Source organism: Mycobacterium sp. smrl_JER01, assembly GCF_048513595.2.
GTDB lineage: Bacteria > Actinomycetota > Actinomycetes > Mycobacteriales > Mycobacteriaceae > Mycobacterium.
The window spans coordinates 498,692-518,941 of record NZ_JBLXXK020000001.1; the positions used below are offsets into that span (position 1 = coordinate 498,692).

General features: G+C 68.7%; 21 protein-coding genes. 11 read left to right on the top strand and 10 right to left on the bottom strand.

All coding sequences use genetic code 11. From position 1 onward, the window contains the following. Positions 1-32: 32 nt before the first annotated feature. Positions 33-1,811, top strand: coding sequence for an Hsp70 family protein (locus ACNUDN_RS02350; RefSeq protein WP_419120448.1), 1,779 nt, complete (start codon positions 33-35; stop codon positions 1,809-1,811). Here the strand turns inward: ACNUDN_RS02350 and ACNUDN_RS02355 are convergent. The 6 genes from ACNUDN_RS02355 to ACNUDN_RS02380 are packed head-to-tail and all read right to left on the bottom strand — an operon-like array spanning position 1,808 to position 6,432. After that, positions 1,808-2,323, bottom strand: coding sequence for a hypothetical protein (locus ACNUDN_RS02355; protein ID WP_419120449.1), 516 nt, complete (start codon positions 2,321-2,323; stop codon positions 1,808-1,810). The two genes, ACNUDN_RS02350 and ACNUDN_RS02355, sit on opposite strands and share 4 nt — an antisense overlap. 25 nt (positions 2,324-2,348) lie before the next feature. Further along, entirely contained in the window at positions 2,349-2,783 is a 435-nt protein-coding gene (locus ACNUDN_RS02360) for a hypothetical protein (RefSeq protein ID WP_419120450.1), read from the bottom strand. A 40-nt stretch (positions 2,784-2,823) separates the two neighbouring features. Then, the gene (locus tag ACNUDN_RS02365) at positions 2,824-3,756 is read right to left on the bottom strand and encodes an LLM class F420-dependent oxidoreductase (protein ID WP_419124982.1); all 933 of its coding nucleotides are present in this window, start codon (positions 3,754-3,756) and stop codon (positions 2,824-2,826) included. Between the two features lie 24 nt (positions 3,757-3,780). After that, on the bottom strand, positions 3,781-4,404 hold the full coding sequence (locus ACNUDN_RS02370; protein WP_419120451.1) for a TIGR03085 family metal-binding protein: 624 nt from the start codon (positions 4,402-4,404) through the stop codon (positions 3,781-3,783). Between the two features lie 58 nt (positions 4,405-4,462). Continuing rightward, positions 4,463-5,839: a mycothione reductase gene (locus tag ACNUDN_RS02375; protein WP_419120452.1), complete on the bottom strand. Its 1,377-nt coding sequence runs from the start codon at positions 5,837-5,839 to the stop codon at positions 4,463-4,465. A 47-nt stretch (positions 5,840-5,886) separates the two neighbouring features. Beyond that, on the bottom strand, positions 5,887-6,432 hold the full coding sequence (locus tag ACNUDN_RS02380) for a hypothetical protein (protein ID WP_419120453.1): 546 nt from the start codon (positions 6,430-6,432) through the stop codon (positions 5,887-5,889). Positions 6,433-6,578: 146 nt separating this feature from the next. Between ACNUDN_RS02380 and ACNUDN_RS02385 the strand changes: the two genes are divergently transcribed. The 7 genes from ACNUDN_RS02385 to ACNUDN_RS02415 all read left to right on the top strand — a co-directional run bounded on the left by ACNUDN_RS02385 (position 6,579) and on the right by ACNUDN_RS02415 (position 14,604). Beyond that, positions 6,579-8,450, top strand: coding sequence for a pyruvate kinase (locus tag ACNUDN_RS02385; RefSeq protein ID WP_419120454.1), 1,872 nt, complete (start codon positions 6,579-6,581; stop codon positions 8,448-8,450). Positions 8,451-8,460: 10 nt separating this feature from the next. Continuing rightward, on the top strand, positions 8,461-8,898 hold the full coding sequence (locus tag ACNUDN_RS02390; protein WP_419120455.1) for a pyridoxamine 5'-phosphate oxidase family protein: 438 nt from the start codon (positions 8,461-8,463) through the stop codon (positions 8,896-8,898). A gap of 267 nt (positions 8,899-9,165) precedes the next feature. Next, the gene (gene dnaK / locus ACNUDN_RS02395) at positions 9,166-11,037 is read left to right on the top strand and encodes a molecular chaperone DnaK (protein WP_419120456.1); all 1,872 of its coding nucleotides are present in this window, start codon (positions 9,166-9,168) and stop codon (positions 11,035-11,037) included. Next, a complete protein-coding gene (grpE, locus tag ACNUDN_RS02400) occupies positions 11,034-11,651 on the top strand; it encodes a nucleotide exchange factor GrpE (RefSeq protein WP_419120457.1) in 618 nt (205 codons plus the stop codon). The genes dnaK and grpE overlap by 4 nt, the downstream gene beginning before the upstream one ends. Before the next feature lie 45 nt (positions 11,652-11,696). Then, complete coding sequence (gene dnaJ / locus ACNUDN_RS02405) at positions 11,697-12,878, top strand: molecular chaperone DnaJ (protein ID WP_419120458.1); 1,182 nt, start codon at positions 11,697-11,699, stop codon at positions 12,876-12,878. Beyond that, entirely contained in the window at positions 12,860-13,249 is a 390-nt protein-coding gene (locus tag ACNUDN_RS02410) for a heat shock protein transcriptional repressor HspR (protein ID WP_419120459.1), read from the top strand. The genes dnaJ and ACNUDN_RS02410 overlap by 19 nt, the downstream gene beginning before the upstream one ends. Before the next feature lie 68 nt (positions 13,250-13,317). Next, entirely contained in the window at positions 13,318-14,604 is a 1,287-nt protein-coding gene (locus ACNUDN_RS02415) for a DoxX family protein (RefSeq protein ID WP_419120460.1), read from the top strand. Positions 14,605-14,629: 25 nt separating this feature from the next. Here the strand turns inward: ACNUDN_RS02415 and ACNUDN_RS02420 are convergent, their stop codons facing one another. The 3 genes from ACNUDN_RS02420 to ACNUDN_RS02430 are packed head-to-tail and all read right to left on the bottom strand — an operon-like array spanning position 14,630 to position 17,788. Continuing rightward, positions 14,630-15,547 carry an aldose 1-epimerase gene (locus ACNUDN_RS02420; protein WP_419120461.1) on the bottom strand — a complete coding sequence of 306 codons (918 nt, stop codon included), beginning with the start codon at positions 15,545-15,547 and terminating at the stop codon, positions 14,630-14,632. Positions 15,548-15,570: 23 nt separating this feature from the next. Beyond that, positions 15,571-16,737, bottom strand: a complete 1,167-nt coding sequence (locus ACNUDN_RS02425; RefSeq protein ID WP_419120462.1) for an FAD-binding oxidoreductase — start codon at positions 16,735-16,737, stop codon at positions 15,571-15,573. A gap of 16 nt (positions 16,738-16,753) precedes the next feature. After that, positions 16,754-17,788 (bottom strand): ABC transporter permease, encoded by a 1,035-nt coding sequence (locus tag ACNUDN_RS02430; RefSeq protein WP_419120463.1) that lies wholly within the window; start codon positions 17,786-17,788, stop codon positions 16,754-16,756. 99 nt (positions 17,789-17,887) lie between these two features. Here ACNUDN_RS02430 and ACNUDN_RS02435 point away from each other — a divergent pair, with 99 nt between their 5' ends. After that, positions 17,888-18,517: a TetR/AcrR family transcriptional regulator gene (locus ACNUDN_RS02435; protein ID WP_419120464.1), complete on the top strand. Its 630-nt coding sequence runs from the start codon at positions 17,888-17,890 to the stop codon at positions 18,515-18,517. Here ACNUDN_RS02435 and ACNUDN_RS02440 read toward each other — a convergent pair. Further along, positions 18,506-19,183 carry a GAP family protein gene (locus ACNUDN_RS02440; protein ID WP_419120465.1) on the bottom strand — a complete coding sequence of 226 codons (678 nt, stop codon included), beginning with the start codon at positions 19,181-19,183 and terminating at the stop codon, positions 18,506-18,508. The two genes, ACNUDN_RS02435 and ACNUDN_RS02440, sit on opposite strands and share 12 nt — an antisense overlap. Positions 19,184-19,333: 150 nt before the next feature. Here ACNUDN_RS02440 and ACNUDN_RS02445 point away from each other — a divergent pair, with 150 nt between their 5' ends. Then, entirely contained in the window at positions 19,334-19,687 is a 354-nt protein-coding gene (locus ACNUDN_RS02445) for a VOC family protein (protein WP_419120466.1), read from the top strand. Positions 19,688-19,763: 76 nt separating this feature from the next. Next, positions 19,764-20,240, top strand: a complete 477-nt coding sequence (locus tag ACNUDN_RS02450; protein WP_419120467.1) for a GtrA family protein — start codon at positions 19,764-19,766, stop codon at positions 20,238-20,240. Positions 20,241-20,250: the final 10 nt, after the last annotated feature.

Here is a 20,250-nt window from a genome sequence, read left to right on the forward strand (position 1 = left end):
AACGTTTCCGGACCGCCGGACGATCAACAGGTATGCGCAGTTCTCTGGGCGTCTCGCTGGGCGCAGCCAACCTGATCGCCGTCGCCGACGGCAAGCCCACCGTCCGGCCCGCGGCGCTGTCGTTCGGCCCTGGTCCGCGGCTCACCGGCTTCGTCGAGCGGGTCGGCGACCCGGTACCGCTGGTCGCAGCCGACGGCTCACGGCACCCGGCCGACCGGTTGACCGCCGAGGCCGTCGAGGCGATCACGCGGCACGCCCGGCCGTGGGGCCCCCCGGACTCGGTCGCGGTCGCCGTACCCGCCCACTGGCCGGCATCGGCTGTCGCGCTGATGCGGGCCCGGCTGCCGCACGCGAACGTGGTGCCCGACGCGGTCGCAGCGCTGCGCGCCGTGCAGTCCGAGCGGGGCCTGCCGGGCCGCGGTGTGGTCGTGCTGTGCGACTTCGGGGCCACCGGCACGGGCATCACCCTGGCTGACGCCGGCGATGCGATGGCGATGATCGGACAGCCGGTGCGGGTCGACGACTTCGCCGGCGATCTGGTGGACCAGCTGCTGCTGCGCCGGGTGTTGAGCGCGCTCGACGTCGACCCCGCGGGCACCTCGGAGGTGGCCGCGCTGGCCGAACTGCGCACGCTGTGTCGAGGCGCCAAGGAGCGGCTGAGCTCGCACACGGCGACCGCGGTGGCCACGGCGCGCACGGCGGTGCGGGTGACGCGCGCCGAGCTGGAAGACCTGATCACCGGCCCGCTGGACATGTTCCTGACCGCGCTGAGCGATACCCTGCACCGTCGCGGGATCGTGCCCGCCCAACTGGCCGCCGTGCTGGCCGTCGGCGGAGGGGCGGTCATACCTGTTGTTGCTCAACGGCTTTCGGAAGCATTTCGGGTGCCGGTCCTGCTGCCGTCGAACCCGCAGGCCGCCGCGGCGGCCGGTGCCGAACTGTTGGCGGCCCGAGCCGGCGACATCGAGGCGCCCACCGCACTGGTACCGGCCTCCGCGTCGGCTCCCACCGTCGCGGCCGCCGCGGTGCCGCTGGCCTGGTCGGCCGAGAGCGACGACCTGGCGTCGACCGAACTGGCGTACTACGACACCGCGTACGCGCGGCCGGAGCTCCTGTTCGATCACGTGGGGGAGGAGAGCGGGGAGCCGACCGGCCGGCCCCGGTCGTGGCCCTGGTGCCGACGGCCGGGTGTGCTCTTCGCCGGCGCGGCCGGCTTGGCCGCGGTTGCGCTGACAGCGCTCGTGGTGACCACAGATCAGATGGACGCCGAAACGGCTCCGGCCGGTGCCGCGGGGATAGCGGCACCGGTCGCCGAGCAACAGTGGGACGCCGACGATGCCGCCGGCCCCGGACCTGTGGCGGTGACCGAAACCGTCGTCGCCGCGCCACCCGCGCCCGGCGTCGACGCGCCCGCCCCGGCGTCAGACCAAGGGCGGGTGCTCAGCAAGCAGTCGGCACCGGTTGCCACGGCCCCCGCACCGGGCGTCCCGGCTCCGGCACCGGCGCAGCCCCGCATGCCGTGGCCGGCGTTCACCGTCCCGCCGACGACCGAACCTGTACCGGCCCCATCGCCGGAACCCGCGCCTGCGCCGGAACCCGCACCTGCGCCGGAGCCTGCGCCGGAACCCGCACCTGCGCCGGAACCCGCACCTGCGCCGGAGCCTGCGCCTGCGCCTGCGCCAGAACCTGAGCCGCAACCCACCGCCACGCCGGAGCCCGGACCCGCATCGGAGCCCGGACCCGCGCCCGAGCAGGAGCCCGAGCAGACGTCCGAGCCGGCGTCCGACTGCGAGACTGACAGCCTCTGCTAGGGCGCGGGCGGCGCCGGGGTCTCGGTGACCGTCTCGGTTTGCGTCTCGGTCTGGGTGACCGTGCTGGTGCTGGTGCTCACCGAGGTGCTCGGCGTCGTCGTCGTCGGCGGCGTCGTCGTGGTGGTCGTCGTTGTGGTGGTTGTCGTCGTCGGTTCGGTTGTGGTGGTGGTCGTGGCCTCGGCGGTCGTCGTCGCGGGGCTCTCGGTCACGGTGGCCGGGGGCGCGGGCGCGGGCGCCGAGGTCGTGGTCAGCGGCGTCAGCGGGGTGGTCGTGGTGGTATCGGACGTCGAGTCTCCGGTGATGGCCCTCGCCAGCCCGAACACCACCAGCGCGATCAGCACCGCTCCCACCGCGCCGAACGACACCAGCGCCACCGGTTTGCGGTACCACGGGGTCGGAGCTTCGTCCCCGGGCTGGTCATACCCGCCGTAGCCGGCGCCGTAGTTGCTGAGCTGGGTCGGCTCGTCGTCGGAGTAGTAGTTCTGGTCGTCGGAATCGCCGTTTCGCGCCACGGAGTCCGATAGTAGGCGCTCGGCGCTACGGAGCCGGGTACACCGTGCGTGTCACATTGGTGCGGGGCCGGCTGCGCGAGGTCGACGTCTCGTCGTCGCTGGTCCGCTCGGTCTCCCGGGTGCGCGGCGGCCGGGTACTCCTGGTGGTCGTCGTCGGCTCCGGGGTCTCGGTGGTCTCACCCGGATTGATGTCGCTGGTCATCGGCGGGCTGGTGCTGGTGATCGTCCCGGTGGTGGTCGAGGGACCGGTCTTGGTCGCGCTGACCGCCGAGGACGGCGGCACGTAGTACAGCGGGGCCGGCTCGGGTTCGGTGAACTGGCGGGCCACAAAGGAGATCAGGGCGACCACCAGAGCGATCGCGGCCAGGCCCGCGACGCTCGCTGCGAGCAGTGTGGACGTCCGGTTGTGCCACGCGACAGCGGGCTCGTCCGGCTCGGCGTCACGGTCCCGGCTGCTCACGGCCACCGATAGTAGCCGTGAGCCCGTCGCCGGTGCCGGGTCAGCCGATCCGGGGGATCACCTGCTCGGCGAAGAACTGCACGTGCTCCAGGTCGGACATGTCCAGGACCTGCAGGTAGATCCGCTGGACGCCGGCTTCCAGGAAGGGCCCGAGCTTGTCGGCCACCTCGTCGGGCGTGCCCGTCACCGGCGAATTGGAGCCCAACTCGTCGACTTCGCGACCGATGGCGGCGGCCCGCCGGGCGACCTCGTCGTCGTCGCGGCCGACGCACAACACGAATGCCGCCGAGTAGATGAGCGAGTCCTGTGCGCGGCCGGCCTTCTCCACCGCAGCCGCAACCCGCCGGTACTGCTCGGTCAGGGTCTCCAACGGCACGAACGGGATGTTGAACTCGTCGGCGAAACGTGCCGCCAGCGCGGGAGTGCGCTTGGCCCCACCGCCGCCGATGATGATCGGCGGGTGTGGCCGCTGGGTGGGTTTGGGCAGAGCGGGCGAATCGGTGATGACGTAGTGCTTCCCGGCGTAGTCGAAGGTCTCGCCGGCCGGGGTGCCCCACAGACCGGTCAGGATCTCCAGTTGTTCGGTGAGCCGGTCGAAGCGTTCACCGAGCGGCGGGAACGGAATGGCGTAGGCCTGGTGTTCGGCCTCGAACCAGCCCGCGCCGATCCCGAATTCGACACGCCCACCGCTCATCTCGTCGACCTGGGCCACCGAGATCGCCAGCGGTCCCGGATAGCGGAAGGTTGCCGAGGTGACCATGGTGCCCAACCGGATGGTCGAGGTCTCGCGGGCGATGCCGCCCAGCGTCACCCACGAGTCGGTCGGGCCGGGAAGGCCGTCGCCTGCCATCGCGACGTAGTGGTCGGAGCGGAAGAACGCCGAGTAGCCGGCGGCTTCGGCCGTGCGTGCCACGGCGAGCTGATCGGCGTAACTCGCGCCCTGCTGAGGTTCGACGAAAATGCGAAAGTCCACTGGAGCCACGACCCCAGCCTAGGCTCAGAGCCCGCCGCGAGCCGCCTTGAGGCGTTCGACCAGTTGCGGGGCACCGTCGAAGCTGACCCGGGCCTCGTCGCGGCCGGCCGCGAACATCAGCAGCTCACCGGGATCGCCGGTGACGGTCACCTCGGCGCCGCGGCCCACGGCGGCCACCGATTCGCCCTGCGGGGTGCGAAAGACCACCCGGGTTGGGGCCTTCCGCAGTGTCATCCGGGCCATCATCGCGATCGGTCTGCGCAGCGCCGCGCTGGTCTGCTCGTCGAGAGGTCTGGGCTCCCAGCCCGGCCGGGCCCGGCGCACGTCCTCATGGTGGATGAACATCTCGGCGACGTTGGCGATGGGGTCGAGCACCTTGAACGGCGAGTACAGCGGCGGGCCCTCAGCGACCTGGTCGAGCAGGATGTCCCAGTCGGTGGAGGCTGCGACCTGTTCCTGGACCCGCTCGGTGTACCCGGACAACGCCGGAATCATGATGCCCGGCGCCGCGTCGAGTCGGCGTTCGCGGACCACGAGATGTGCGGTCAGGTCCCGCACATCCCAGCCCTCACACAGCGTCGGTGCATCCGGGGCGGCGTCACGGAAGGTCGCCACCAGGGCGGCCCGCTCACGTTGGGCGACGGTCATCGTCAGTAGTTCCCTTCTGAGGTCGGGTCGACAAGCCTGTTGAGCCCTTGCGGGCCGGTCAGCTGGTCGCCGTGCGCAGATCGAGCAGGGCGTTCTCGACCACCTCGGTCAGCGCGGGATGAACCCAGTATGGCCGCGTCGCCAGGGCGGCCGCATCGATCCCGAAGTTCATCGCCACGACGAAGATCTGGATCAGGGTCGCGGCCTGGGCGCCGATGACGTGCGCCCCGAGGATGGTGCCGGCGGAATCGGTGAGGACCTTGCACAGGCCGACGGTGTCCTGCATCGCCCACCCGTACCCGACGTCGGCGTACCGAGCCGTGCCCACCCGGTAGTCGAGACCCTCGTCGCGGCAGGCCTTTTCGGTTCGACCGACGGAGGCGATCTGTGGATCGGTGAATACCGCCGACGGAACGAGCTGGTGGCTGATCGTGGTCAGATCCTCAGGGTGCAGCAGGTTGTGCCGGACCACCGCGGCTTCCCGGTTCGCGACGTGCTTGAGCGGGATCGCGCTGCTGACGTCACCCAGGGCGAAGACGCCCTCGGCGGTGGTGCGGCAGCACCCGTCGACGACGATTCGGCCGTCGTCATGGCTTTCGATGCCGCCGGCGGCCACCGCGAGACGGTCGCTGTTGGATCGCCGCCCGGCTGCCACCAACAACGTGTCGGCGCGCAGCTCCGAACCGTCGTCCAGTTCGATGATGAGGTCACCCGGTGTGCCGGAAAGCGCGGTGAGTTCCCGCCCGCAGCGCACATCGAACATCGACCGCGCCAGCTCGGTGAAGATGTCGGCCACGGTGTCGTCCTGGGCGTTGCCGAGCAGCCGGGACGACTTCTCGATGATGGTGATGTGACTGCCCGCGGCGGCGAACACCTGCGCCAGTTCGGCGGCAATGTATCCGCCGCCGAGGATCGCTAGATGCCGTGGGGGCCGGTCGAGGCGCATCACGGTGTCCGAGGTCTGGTACGGAAGTCCGGATCCGGCCACGATGCCGGGCACCAGTGGCCGTCCTCCGGCGGCGATCACGATGCGATCGGCGGCGATCGGCGTCGTCTCGCCGGCGACGGCCACTGACAGCCGCCGGGGACCGGTGAATTGGGCGCGTCCGTGATAGACGGTGACGAAATCGCTGTCGAGGCGGCCCCGTTCACCGTCGGCCGACACCTGGTCAGTACGGGTGAACACCCGGTCGCGGACGTCGGTCCAGCGCATCCCGCGGTGCTGGGCATCGACACCGAACCGGTCGGCGTGTGTCACGGTGCCGGCGATCTGCGCGGTGTAGGAGAGCATCTTCGACGGGATACAGCCGTAGTTGACACAGGTGCCACCGAATCTGCGGTCATCGACGATGGCGACGTCGAGGTCGGCGAACCGGTCGTCGATGACCATGTTGCCGGACCCGGCTCCGATGACGACCAGATCGTGTGTGCGCACCCGGCTGCTGTTCCCGGAAGCGGTTCGCCGCCAAACCCGGGGCGGGCTCAGAAGCTCTCGACGCCCTCGACGCTGATCACCATGCCGTGACCGGTGCCGTCGTTGGTGAACCGGGTGCCGTTCACGTCGGCGTCGATGGTCCACCCCACCGCCGAATAGGTCCGGTAGTCCAGTGTCACCGCCGGTATGGCTCCCAGGTTTCCGAGCACCCAGCTCAGGTTCCCGTCGGCGCTCAGGCGCACTCCGTTGGCCGGGAGGCCGTCGATCTCGGGGGCATTGGTGAACGCTGACTCGCAGCCCACCTCCTGCTTGTCGAGCTGACAGCGGGTCTTGCCGGTCTTGGTCTGGATGAAGACGTAGCCGTTCTGCGGCTGCAGCACCTCGCCGCCGGGAGGTCGCGAGGGTGTCGAGGGCGCCGGCTGCGGGGTGGACGGGGGCGCCGAGGTCGGCCGGCTGGGTCGGGGTGTCGGGAATTCGGGTTCGGCGAACGAGTCCGGCGGTCGGGTCGCGGTGCCCTCTGTCAACGACTGGCAACCGACGAGCGCAAGGGCGCCGGTGAGCGCCATCCCGGCCATGGCCACCTGAGGTTTCATCCCGTCCAGACTACGCAGGATGTGGTGTAAGTGACGGAAGGGACTCGCGGGTGGGGTCGGCCCCCGTCCGCGAACCGGAGTTCACCGGAAGGTAACCGGCAGCGGTTAACGTGGCCGCGCCCAGGTCGGGCCGGAACAGGAGTTCGATGGTGTCGGAGGAAAGCCGTCTGTCGCTGGCCCACGACAACCCGACCGACCGGGAACTCGTCCGGCTGGTGGGTGATCTCGACGACCTGCTGGCCGACCTGGACACCGCGGAGATGTCCTGGGCTCCGGCGATCGCCGCGGTGGCACCGCAATACCGCGCAAGCGCCCGAAACATGGTGCATTACTGGGCGATCCGTCAGATCGATCTTCGCGGACTGCAGCGCAGGCTGTCCGCTTTCGGCCTGTCGTCATTGGGTCGCAGTGAGGCACACGTCGAATCCACGCTCGGCCTGGTGCGGGCGGCGGCCCTGGCCATGCTGCACGGCGGCTGGCGTCCACCCGAGCCGGCTGCGGTCGGGTGGAAGGAGGGTCGAGACATGTTGCGACGCAGGTCCTCTGACCTTTTCGGAGTGGCCCCGTCCGGTCGGGAGACCCGCATCATGGTGACCCTGCCCACCGAGGCTGCCGGCGATGTCACGCTGGTTCGCGACCTCATCGACCGGGGGATGGGCGTCGCGCGCATCAACTGCGCCCATGACGACCCCCAGACCTGGCGTGCGATGGCGCGCCACGTCCGTGCCGCGGGTGCGGCCGCCGACCGCTGGTGCGCGATCGCGATGGATCTCGGCGGGCCGAAGTTGCGGACCGGGCCGATCCGGCCGGGCCCGGGGGTGGTCAGACTGCACCCGCGCCGTGACGCCCTCGGACACGTCACCGAACCCGCCCGGGCCTGGTTGACTCCCGGTGCGGAAGCCACCGTGGCTGCGCGGCCGGACCTGCCGGTGCTGCCGGTGCCGGGTGACTGGCTTGCCCGCCGGCGTAGTGGTGAGACCCTCACCGTGTACGACACCCGCGGTGCCAAACGCCGACTGACCCTGGGCGACGAGCGATCCGAAACAGGCGCCCGGATGGTGACCGCCGATCGGACCACCTACCTGACGACAGGAACCCCGCTGCGCGTCGACGGTGTGCGCGACAGCGCCGAGGTCGGCCCGCTGCCCGAGTCGGCGCAGTTCCTGCTGCTACGCCCGGGTGATCAGCTGCGGCTCACCCGTGACTGCTCGCCGGCGGTCCCGGCTTCCGGGAACGGTCCGACCATCGGGTGCACGCTGCCGGAGGTGTTCGACAACGCCCGGCCCGGCGAGCGAATCTTCTTCGACGACGGCAAGATCGGCGGCCAGATCCGCGGCGTCACCCCGGATGCACTGCAGGTTCGCATCGATCGCGCGGCCCCGACCGGATCGAAGTTGCGCGCTGCCAAGGGCATCAACGTTCCGGACACCCGGCTTCCGATCCCGGCGCTCACCGACAAGGACCGGTCGGATCTCACCACCGCGGTCGACATCGCCGATTTCGTTCAGATGTCCTTCGTCCAGGACCCGTCGGACGTACTTCAGCTGCACGAGGTGCTGTCCGAGCTCGGGGGTCATCGGGTGGGTGTGGTGCTCAAGATCGAGACGCGGGCGGCGTTCGAGCGGCTGCCCCAACTACTGCTGACGGCGATGCGCCGGCCCCGCACCGGGGTGATGATCGCTCGCGGCGACCTCGCCGTGGAGATCGGCTACGAGCGGCTCGCCGAGCTACAGGAGGAGATCCTGTGGCTGTGCGAAGCCGCCCACCTGCCGGTGATCTGGGCAACCCAGGTACTCGAGCAACTCGCCAAGACCGGATTGCCGTCGAGAGCCGAGGTCAGTGACGCGGCGATGGCCGAGCGCGCCGAATGCGTCATGCTCAACAAGGGGCCACACATCCCCGAAGCGGTCACTGTTCTCGACGACATCCTGTGCCGGATGACCGAACACCACGACAAGAAGAGCTCGTTGTTGCGCCGCCTTCACTCTTGGAGTCCCGATGGCCCGTCAGATCGGTAACATCACGCCCATGTCGCATGAGGGGTCGCATGAGGGTCAGCCGATCTCGATCCTGCCCGTGTCGGAATGCTGGGAACTGTTGGCACGCGCGCCGCTGGGGCGGCTGGTCACCAGCGTCGACGGGGAACCGCACATCTTCCCGGTGAATTTCGCGGTTCAGGACCGCACGGTGCTGTTCCGCACCGCCGAAGGCACCAAGCTGATCGCCGCGGCGATCAGCAAGGAAGTGCTGTTCGAGGCCGACGGTTACCAGCAGACCGAAGGCTGGAGCGTGATTGTCAAGGGCACCGCCCGCTCGTTGCGCACCGAGGAGGAGATCGCCGAGGCCGAGGCCGCCGATCTGCTGCCGTGGACGGCGACCGTCAAGAACCACTTCGTACGGATCCGTCCACTGAATGTGACGGGCCGGCGATTCGTGTTCGGGGCGGCACCGACCGAGACCTCGTAGCGGCACCCGGGTACCGGCGTGGAGCCGGGATCCGACATGAACTGATACCACTCCCCGGTTGGGGCCCCCGAGAAGCCGCGCCGCCCGGCCGTGACTCCGCAGTCGATCGGTCCGGGACGGGAACAAAACCCGAAACGGGTCCGTTGACCCCATCGACAGTTGAGTGTCACAGACTCAAGTTTGAGTTGACAGGTCCAGGGTTGCGGGAGCAGTCTTGAGTCCGGTGCACTCAGAACCGAAGAACCATCTATTCAGGAGGCAGTAACTATGGCTCGTGCGGTCGGTATCGACCTCGGGACCACCAACTCCGTCGTCGCAGTGCTCGAAGGTGGCGACCCCGTCGTCGTCGCAAACTCCGAGGGTTCCCGGACCACCCCGTCGGTCGTCGCGTTCGCGCGCAACGGCGAGGTGCTGGTCGGTCAGCCCGCCAAGAACCAGGCAGTGACCAACGTCGACCGGACCATCCGGTCGGTCAAACGTGAGATCGGCACCGACTGGTCTGTGGAGATCGACGGCAAGAACTACACGCCGCAGGAGATCAGCGCGCGCGTGTTGATGAAGCTCAAGCGTGACGCCGAGAGCTACCTCGGTGAGGACATCACCGACGCGGTGATCACCGTGCCCGCCTACTTCAACGACGCCCAGCGTCAGGCCACCAAGGACGCCGGCCAGATCGCCGGCCTCAACGTGCTGCGCATCGTCAACGAGCCGACCGCGGCCGCGCTGGCCTATGGGCTGGACAAGGGCGAGAAAGAGCAGACCATCCTGGTCTTCGACCTCGGCGGCGGCACGTTCGACGTGTCCCTGCTGGAGATCGGCGAGGGTGTCGTCGAAGTACGTGCCACCTCCGGTGACAACCACCTCGGTGGCGACGACTGGGACGACCGGATCGTCGAATGGCTCGTCGACAAGTTCAAGAGCACCAGCGGCATCGACCTGACCAAGGACAAGATGGCGATGCAGCGGCTCCGCGAAGCCGCCGAGAAGGCCAAGATCGAACTCAGCTCCTCGCAGAGCACCTCGATCAACCTGCCCTACATCACCGTCGACGCGGACAAGAATCCGCTGTTCCTCGACGAACAGCTGACGCGCTCGGAGTTCCAGCGCATCACCCAGGATCTGCTGGACCGCACCCGCAAGCCGTTCCAGTCCGTGATCAAGGATGCCGGCATCTCGGTCGGCGAGATCGACCACGTCGTGCTGGTCGGTGGTTCCACCCGGATGCCCGCGGTTTCCGAGTTGGTCAAGGAGATGACCGGCGGCAAGGAACCCAACAAGGGTGTGAACCCGGACGAGGTTGTCGCCGTGGGCGCCGCGCTGCAGGCCGGTGTGCTCAAGGGCGAGGTGAAAGACGTTCTGCTGCTTGACGTCACTCCGCTGTCCCTCGGTATCGAAACCAAGGGCGGCGTGATGACCAAGCTGATCGAGCGCAACACCACGATCCCGACGAAGCGGTCGGAGACCTTCACCACCGCCGACGACAACCAGCCGTCGGTGCAGATCCAGGTGTTCCAGGGTGAGCGCGAGATCGCCGCGCACAACAAGCTGCTCGGATCCTTCGAGCTGACCGGCATCCCGCCGGCCCCCCGCGGCGTGCCGCAGATCGAGGTCACCTTCGACATCGACGCCAACGGCATCGTGCACGTCACCGCCAAGGACAAGGGCACCGGCAAGGAGAACACGATCAAGATCCAGGAGGGCTCCGGCCTGTCCAAGGAGGAGATCGACCGGATGATCAAGGATGCCGAGGCGCACGCCGACGAAGACCGCAAGCGTCGCGAAGAGGCCGATGTCCGTAACCAGGCCGAGTCGCTGGTCTACCAGACGGAGAAATTCGTCGCCGAGCAGCGCAGCGCCGAGGGCGGCTCCAAGGTCCCCGAAGAGACACTGACCAAGGTCGACTCGGCGATCTCGGATGCCAAGACCGCGCTCGCCGGCACCGACATCGGCGCCATCAAGACGGCGATGGAGAAGCTCGGCGAGGAGAGCCAGGCGCTCGGCCAGGCGATCTACGAGGCCACCCAGGCCGAGCAGGCCGCGTCCGGCGGCGAGTCCGCCGGCCCGTCGGGATCCAACGACGACGTGGTCGACGCCGAGGTGGTGGAGGACGACAACCCGAACGGTGGCGAGCGCAAGTGAGTGACGCAGATCGAGTAGAAGAGCCGATCACCGTCACCGACAAGCGGCGTATCGACCCCGAAACGGGGCAGGTGCGTGAGAACCCGTCGCCGGAGCCGGCCCCCAGCGGGCCGGCCCCGGACGACGAGTTCGCCGGAGAGACGCCGGAGGAAGCCGGCAAGGCCGCCGAACTGCTCGGTGATCTGCAGCGGGTGCAGGCCGATTTCGCTAACTACCGCAAGCGCGCACTGCGCGATCAGCAGTTGGCCGCCGACCGCGCGAAGGCGACGGTCATCGGCCAGCTGCTGCCGGTACTCGACGACCTCGAACGGGCACGGACCCACGGCGATCTAGAGTCCGGACCGCTGAAGGCCGTCGCGGACAAACTCGTCTCGGCGCTCGAAGGGCTGGGCCTGTCCGGTTTCGGCGCCGAGGGTGACGAGTTCGACCCGGCGCTGCACGAGGCCGTGCAGCACGAGGGAGAAGGTACGCATCCGATCGTCGGGACGGTGATGCGGCGGGGCTACAAGGTCGGCGAACAGGTGGTCCGCCACGCCATGGTGGGCGTCGTCGACACGGTGCCCGACGCGTCCGGTAATGCCGACGCCGAGCCGCAACAGCCCTCAGAATCATGAGAATCGACCGATAACCGTGACGAGCAGGTAAGGAGGTGACGCGATATGGCCCAACGCGAGTGGGTTGAGAAGGACTTCTACAAAGTGCTCGGCGTCGCTTCCGATGCCGACGAAAAGGAGATCAAGCGGGCCGCCCGCAAGATCCTCGCGGAGAATCACCCCGACCGGAATCCGGGCAACGCCGAAGCCGAGGAGCGCTACAAAGAAGCCTCCGAGGCCAAAGAGGTGCTCACCGATCCCGCGAAGCGCAAGGAGTACGACGAGACCCGCCGGCTGTTCGCAGGCGGCGGTTTCGGTCGCGGCCGCTACAGCGGCGGCGGGGGTTTCGGCGGCTTCGGAGCGGGCGACGGTCAGGAGTTCAACCTCAACGATCTGTTCGACGCCGCGGGCCAGGCCGGCGGCGCGAACATCGGCGATCTGTTCGGCGGGTTGTTCGGGCGCGGCGCGCAGCAGCCGCGCCCGTCCCGACCCCGTCGGGGCAATGATCTGGAAACCGAGACGGCGTTGAGCTTCCTGGAGGCCACCAAGGGGGTGGCGATGCCGCTGCGGCTGACCAGCCCCGCACCGTGCACCAACTGCCACGGCAGCGGTGCCCGTCCTGGAACCAGCCCCAAGGTGTGCCCGAACTGCAACGGGGCCGGTGTGGTCAGCCGGAACCAGGGCGCGTTCGGGTTCTCCGAGCCGTGCACGGAATGCCGTGGCAGCGGCTCGATCATCGAGCACCCGTGCGACGAGTGCAAAGGCACGGGTGTGACCACCAGAACCCGGACCATCAACGTGCGTATCCCACCCGGGGTCGAGGACGGGCAGCGCATCAGGTTGGCCGGTCAGGGCGAAGCCGGGTTGCGCGGAGCGCCCTCAGGCGACCTGTACGTGACCGTGCACGTCAAGCCGGACAAGGTCTTCGGACGCAACGGCGACGACCTGACGGTGACCGTGCCGGTCAGCTTCCACGAATTGGCGCTGGGAACAACGCTTTCCGTACCAACCCTGGAAGGCAAGGTTGGCGTCAGGGTGCCCAAGGGCACCTCTGACGGCCGCATCCTGCGGGTTCGGGGGCGGGGGGTGCCCAAGCGATCCGGTGGTCACGGCGACCTCCTGGTCACGGTGAAGGTGGCGGTGCCGCCCCACCTCGACGGGGATGCAGCTGAAGCACTGGAGGCGTACGCGAAGGCGGAACGCGCCAGCGGGTTCGACCCGCGGGCGGGATGGGCCGGTGGACTGTGAGCCCCGGCCGTCCCAGCCGTAAAGACGACGCCAGGACGTTCCTGATCTCGGTGGCCGCCGAGCTGGCCGGTATGCACGCGCAGACCCTGCGCACCTACGACCGGCTCGGCCTGGTCAGCCCACAACGCAGTTCCGGCGGGGGACGGCGCTATTCGCAGCGTGACGTGGAGCTGCTGCGCGAGGTGCAGCGCTTGTCACAGGACGAAGGCGTCAACCTCGCCGGGATCAAGCGCATCATCGAGCTGACCAACCAGGTCGAGGCGCTGCAGGCCCGGGTCCGCGAGCTCGGCGAGGAGGTCGAGCGGCTGCGGGCTCAGCCCCGCGCCAAGAGCACCGCGCTGGTGGTGTGGCAGCCGCGCAACCAACGGTAGCCGGGGGTTGACCCTCCCCCGGAGCGGGGGGTGGGCTGGATTGCCGGCTGCCGCCCCGGGCGGCGAGGATGGCACACGTGGAATACTCGTGGCATTGGCTGACCCGGATCGCATTCCGCTTCTGTTTCGTCTACTTCGGCCTGTTCTGCCTGACGTTCGCGCAGATCGTGTTCGTCTATGCGGGAATCGCGGCACGATGGTTGCCGCCGGAATCGGTGATCTGGCAGATGACGATCCTGGAACCGGTGCTGACCTGGGCCGGGCAGCACGTCTTCGGCATCGAGGCTGTGCTGCACCGGGATTCCAACAGCGGCGATCAGGCGGTGATCTGGGTGATGGTCTTCGTGCTGTTCGTCGTCGCAGCCCTTGCCACGTTGGCCTGGTCGGTGATCGACCGTCGCAGGGTCGAATACCACAGGCTGCACGCGTGGTTCCTGCTGTTCGTGCGGCTCTGCCTGGGCGGTCAGATGCTGTTCTACGGCTTCGCCAAACTCACCCCGACCCAGATGCCCGCTCCGCCACTGACTGCGCTGCTGCAACCCTTCGGCGACCTCAGTCCCACGTCGGTGCTGTGGCTGCAGGTGGGCAGCTCGCCCGTCTACCAGATGGCACTCGGAGCGGTCGAAGTGATCGGCGGTCTGCTGCTGTTCTGGGGCAGGACCGCGACGTTGGGTGCCCTGGTCTCGGTCATGGCGATGGCGCAGGTGTTCCTGCTCAACATGACCTACGACGTCCCGGTGAAGATTCTGTCGCTCCACCTGCTGCTGCTGAGCCTGTTCTTGATCGCCCCGCAGATTGGAAGGCTGGCGAACGTCCTGGTACTGCAGCGACCTTCCGACCCGATGACCCAGCCGGCACTTTTCGACAGCGCTCGCGCCAACCGGATCGCCACCACCGTTGTCGCGCTGGCAGGGGTATGGGTGCTGGCCGGGTGCGTGGCTCAATCCTGGAGCGCCTGGCACGACTACGGTGGTGGCCGGGGGAAGCCCGAGCTGTACGGGATCTGGTCGGTCACCGAGTACAGTGCCGACGGGGAGGCGCTACCTCCCCTGACCTCCGACGGGCAGCGTTGGCAGCGTGTGATTTTCGACGAACCGGGCGTGATCGCCTATCAGCTGATGGATGGCGAGTTGGTCATCGAGCCGGTCGAGTCGGACGGTGGAGGGTCCACGTTGAGGATTCCAGGACAGCAGGCCACCTTGGCTGTCGACCGGCCGGCACCCGACCGGCTGCGCTTGCAGGGTGACCTTGGCGGGCAGCGGGTGAACATATCGTTGGAGCGCACTGATCTGGACAGTTTCACATTGCGTGGCAAGGGATTTCACTGGGTACAGGACTATCCGAACTTCACCTGACCCGCGCGGTCGGCAGGCGTGGCGGTCAGCAGACCTTGATCCGGAACCGCGCCACCGCGGACTCGCCTGGCTGCACTTCGTGGTAACCGCCCCGGCGCAGCGCATCGGTGGGCGCGGCCATCGGCTCGAAGCACACCACGTCGTCGTTGGCCGGAGCGAACACCTGCGCGGCGCCGTAACCCTCGTCGAAATGAACCTCCAGTCGGCGGTCGCCACCGGAGAGCGCGAACACCGAGCCCGGCGCGACCTCGTCGTACCCGTCATCGATGACCTTGTCACCCAGCACTTCTGAGCTCGCGGGCCGGCGCTCTCCGGCGCCGGTCGGGATGCCCCAGGCGTTGACCGGGCAGTGCCGCATCGCGGGTGTCTCGATCCGCCACTGCGCCCTGGGAACCTCGGGGAGTTGCAGATACGGATGGAATCCGAAGCACAGCGGCACCCGGGATCCGGTGGTCGCGGTGACGGTGGTGGTGACCGTCAGGGTGCGGTCGAGCAGAGTGACGTCCAAGGTGAGCAGGTGCGGGAACGGGAAGCCGGCCAGCAATCCGGGTCTGGCCGCGAAATCGAGTTCGGCGGTGAGTTGGGACTCCAGCAGGGTCGTCACGGTCCAGTCCCGGTAGGCGGCCAGGAAGCCGTGGATGGGCACCCCGTGCTCGTCGGTGCGCACCCCGCCGGTGCCCGGGGTGAGTGTGACCACCGCGCCGTCGACGCCGTAGCCGTTGCTGCTGAGTCGGTTGGCCCAGGGGTAGAGGATCGGGATCCCCATGGTTTTGTGGTTGGACACGTAGGCGTCAAGGCCGCGTCGCTGGCCGAGCAACTCCACCGTGCCGTCGGACAACGAGCCGTCGGACAACGAGGTGCCGACCATGCCGGCCCCGGGAACATAGGTCGCGGTCAGCGCGGACGACGGATCACGCAGCGTGACGGTTTCGAACTCGTCCATACCGCGATCCTGCCATGTGCCGCTCAGTTGGCCAGCGGGTCGTGCTGGATCCGTTCGGCGGGGGCGCCTTTGGCGATCAACGCCGATCGGGTGGTCCGCACCATCTCGGGTCGGCCGCACAGCAGGATCTGGCGGTCACTCCAGTTGCCGTACTGCGTCACCACGTCGGGAAGCAGCCCCACCTGCCGGACGTGCAGTCCGCGCGGCGGGGTCACGTCGGGGAAATCCGCCGCCCACGGCGGGTCGAAGTTGAGTTCCGAGACCGGCGTCACCGAAAGCCACGGGTTGAGGGACGCGATCTCCCACAGGGTGCGCAGATCGTAGAGCTCGCACGGGTACCTGGCGCCGAAGAACAGGTGTACGCGCGGGTTCTCGGCGAAGCGGCTGAGATCCATGATCATGGTGCGCAGCGGGGCCAACCCGGTGCTGCCCGCGACCATCAGCACATCGCCGGCCTGGCGGTCGACCTGCATCGCGCCGTGCGGGTTGGACACCCGCCAGCGATCACCGGGTCTGGTCTCCCCGACGATCGCGGTGCTGACCATGCCCCCGGCGACCGAGCGGATGTGGAACTCGACGTAGCCCTCGGGGTCGGCGGGGATGGCCGGGCTCAGGTAACGCCACCGGCGTGGCCACTGCGGTACCTGAACCGGTACGTACTGGCCGGGGTGATAGCCCAGCGCGTGATCCATCTTGAGCCGGATCACCGAGATGTCGCGGGCCGGTCGCAGGTGTTCGAGCACCGTGCCGTCGCAGAACGGCGGACTGGTCTCGGCATCGGCGGCCCCGCTCATCACCCCGACCGCGAGGGCGACGACGTCGTCGACGGTCTCGGAGAGCCGGCGGTCCCACCGGTCGACGAGCGCCGTGCGCAGCGTCACCACCAGCGCTTGCCGCAGCGCCGTGTAGTGGGCCGGGGTGACCCCGTACTTGCGGTGGTCGCGGCCGAGCTGGGCCAGGAAGGCCACCGGCTCCTCGGCGCGCTGGGCGATCAGCTCATCGCACAGCCAGCACAGGGCCTGGGCGAAGACCTGGCGCTGCTTCTCCATGTCCGGCGGGAACAGATCGCGCGCCGACAGGTCGGCGGCGAACCACCGGGTGTAGAAGTCGGCGATCAGCGCTTCGGACCCGAGGTCGAGATCGAGCGCCTCCCGGAGGAGGCGCAGCGATTCGCGGTCTTCGAGTCCCACGCCGCACGATCCTAAGTCACGTCGGCACAGCTTTCCTGTCCCGAACGGCGGCGGTGACCACGAGCGCGGTTCCGGCGGCGGCCCAGCAGGTCAGCACCAGGATCGCCGCCGAGGCGCCGGCGCCGCCGAACGCCGCCGTGGACCGCAGCAGGGTCGCGGTGGCGCCCTGGGGTAGCAGCTGACCGAGCTGACCCATGCCCGCGGGCAGCATCTGCGGGGCGCTAGCGAGTCCGGAAAGTGGGTTGCCCACCAACAGCGCCAAGAGCGCGCCGATGACCAGCCCGACCCGCCCGAACAGTGCGCCCAGGCCGAACATGAACAACAGCGCCGCGGCGACACCGAGCGCGAGTCCGGCGGCGACGCCCCACAGGTTTGCGTCGATCGAACCCAACACGTAGCGCAGCAACGCCGCGATCGTGAGGCCTGCGACGCCGGAGAATGCGACGGCCGCGACGAACCCGGTCCACAGCGCGCGGCGCAGCGTGAGGATCAGGGCGATCGCGGGCAGGATGCCGGCCAACGTGATGGGCAGCGCCGAGGCCGCCAGTCCCGCCCCGCGCGGATCGGCTGCGGTGGGGGGAGCCAGGTCCTCGATGCGCAACGGCACACCGATCTGGCGGCTCAGTTCGCCGCCCACCTGGGTCAGCAGTTGGGCGATCACCGGGCTGCCCCCGGACGCGATCAGCAGTGCGGGCCGGTCGCCGGGCTCGGCGGGCAGCGCGATGCCGCCGTAGACCTCGCGGCTTCTGATCGCGTCGGCCAGCGCGGCCTCGCCCGGGTAGTAGGTCACCACGAACGCGCCGGGCATCTTCTCGTCGAGGACGGCGCCGATCCGGCCGCCGGCGGCCTGAGGTCCGGCGGCGCCGATCGGGACGTCGTGCGGCCCGGACCGCGCGGCGGGCAGGGCGAAGGCGATTGCCACCAGGGCCAGCAGGGCGGTGACGGCGACGACGATGCCTGCGGCAAGCGCGGCCGGCTGCCGCGGCGCATCGAGGGCATGGGTGGTGGCATGGGCGCGCGCGTGAGTGGCTCCCGGATTCGTTCGCGTCATGACGCCCCTTTTTCAGTGGCTGTTGAAATAGATGCTGCGCTGAGCGTAGATCGGTTTCGGGTCACTTTTCAACAGTTATTTAAATGCTAACGTCGTTCTATGGCACGACCTGCTGAAACAGCTCCGCGTCGCGGGCGTCGTCAGGGGGAACCGGTGTCGCGGGAGGCGGTGCTGGCGGCGGCGAAGACGCGGTTCGCCCGGGACGGCTACGAGAAGACCACCTTGCGGGCCATCGCCGCGGAGGCGCGCGTGGACCCGTCGATGGTGCTCTACCTGTTCGGTTCCAAGGAGGCGTTGTTCCGCGAGGCACTGCGTCTGATCATCGACCCCGCCGCGCTGGTTGCAGCGTTGACCGGCGGGCCGGACGCCGACATCGGGACCCGGATGGTGCGGACCTATCTCGGTGTGTGGGAAGCCCCTGACAGTGCCGAGACCATGCGCGCGATGGTGGCCTCGGCGACCTCCAATTCCGACGCCCACGAAGCGTTTCGGGGTTTCATGCAGAACTACGTGCTGACGGCGGTGTCGGAGGTACTCGGTGGCGGGGAGCAGTCCAGGCTGCGGGCGATGCTGGCCGCGAGCAGTCTGGTGGGCACCGCGATGCTGCGCTATGTGATGCGGGTGGCCCCGCTGTCCGAACTCCCCAGCGAAGACGTGGTCCGACTGGTCGCGCCTACCGTGACGCGGTACCTCTGCGCGCCCGCCGAAGAGCTGGGCCTACCCGAGTAGTGCGTGAATGCCCTTGTACGCCAATAGGATACCGATCGCCACCAGGATCACCGCGATCAGCGTCGCGTGCTGGCGTTCCATCCACGCCTTGAGCCGGTTGAGCGCCGGATCGAGACGTTCCCCGGAGACCACGTAGCCCAGGATCGGCAGCGCGACCGTCAGGCCCGCCACCGCCACGAACCAGATCACCGCGACCCACACCGCCGAGGAATCCAGACCGGCCGATCCGATCGCCAAACCCGCCGCGGCGCAGATCAGCAGCACCTTGGGGTTGAGTACGGTCAGGACCGCCGCGGTCGCGGCGGCCTTGGGCGGTGTCAACGCACTCAGGCGGGCCATCCAGCCGGGCGTGTGTTCGGACTTCGCACGCATCGCCCAGCGGTACAGACCGAAGACGATGAGCCCGGCACCGACGATGATGCGCAGCCAGGAGGCCCAGCTGGGCGGTTTGTCGCCGAGCCCGCCGAGCAGGTTCGACAGCTGCAGGAAGATACCGGTCAGCGCGGTCAGCCCGAACAGCCAGCCGATCAGGAATGCGAGTCCGGTAGGCCGCGGCCGAGAACTGTGCAACACCAGCACCGCGGGAATGATCGACAACGGTGACAGCGCGATCACCAGCGCGAGCGGAACGAGTTCCGTCAGGATTGGTCCCCAGCTACCCGGCACCGGGAAAACCTAGCAAGGTCGGGTGCCCGGCGCCGGGCGATAGGCCCAGCTGATGACGCGCGCACCGCGGTCGGATCCCCGGGTGCGGGGTGTGGCGATGAGATCGGCGGCCGGCCGGGGTCGGTACTTGTGCCGGAAAAGGAGATGTTGATGGCGATCGCCCAGGTACTCGCAGTCGTCCACGTCACGGACATATCGAGGAGCAGGCAATGGTATTCCTCGCTGTTCGGCAGGCCCGAGGACAACAACCCGATGCCGACGCTGGTCGAATGGCAGGTGCTGCCCGGCGCGTGGGTGCAGGTTTTCCATGATCCGGACCGGGCCGGGACCGACAACCTCAATCTCGCCGTCGACGATCTGGCGGGCCACGTCGCCGAGCTGAGCGGGCGCGGACTGGAGCCCGGTGACATCATCGAGGTGAACAAGGGCGTACGGCTGTGCCGATTCGGTGATCCGGACGGCAACGTCATCTGCCTCATCGGCGGGTTCCGCGTCTACTACTGACGCCGAGCACCGAGCCGTGGCCTACCGTTGGCCGCTCGCTCACTCCCGCGCCACCTGACCCAGGCACAGTGGACGCGTGTCGGTCGAGGCGGCTGCCCCCGAGCGGTTCCACCGTTGGTGCGCCCGGATCGTCAGTCGTCTTCCGTTCGGGCTCAGCGGATTCGTCCCCCCGACCTTTCTCGGCTTCTGCCTGATCAACAGCTTCACGTTCGGTGTGGATCTGGTGCTGCTGACGGTGCTCCGCGGCGGCGCCGGGCTGCCTTATCCCGTTGCGGTGACCGTGGCCTACGCGTGCGCCTTCGGTTTGAGCTATGCACTGAACCGGTACTTCAACTTCCGTTCGCATGCGCCGGTCGGCCCGCAGATCACCGTCTACATCATTGTCGTGGTGGTCAACTACCTGGCGTTCATACTGGCGCTGTCGACCCTGCTGACCGCGGCGGGCATCGACTACCGCATCGCGCGTCTGATGGCAGGTGCGTGCGAGGCCGTGTACATGTACGGCGCGCTGCGGTGGGTGGTCTTCCGGTCACCTGCCCCACGGCCCCGATAGCCCCAACCGA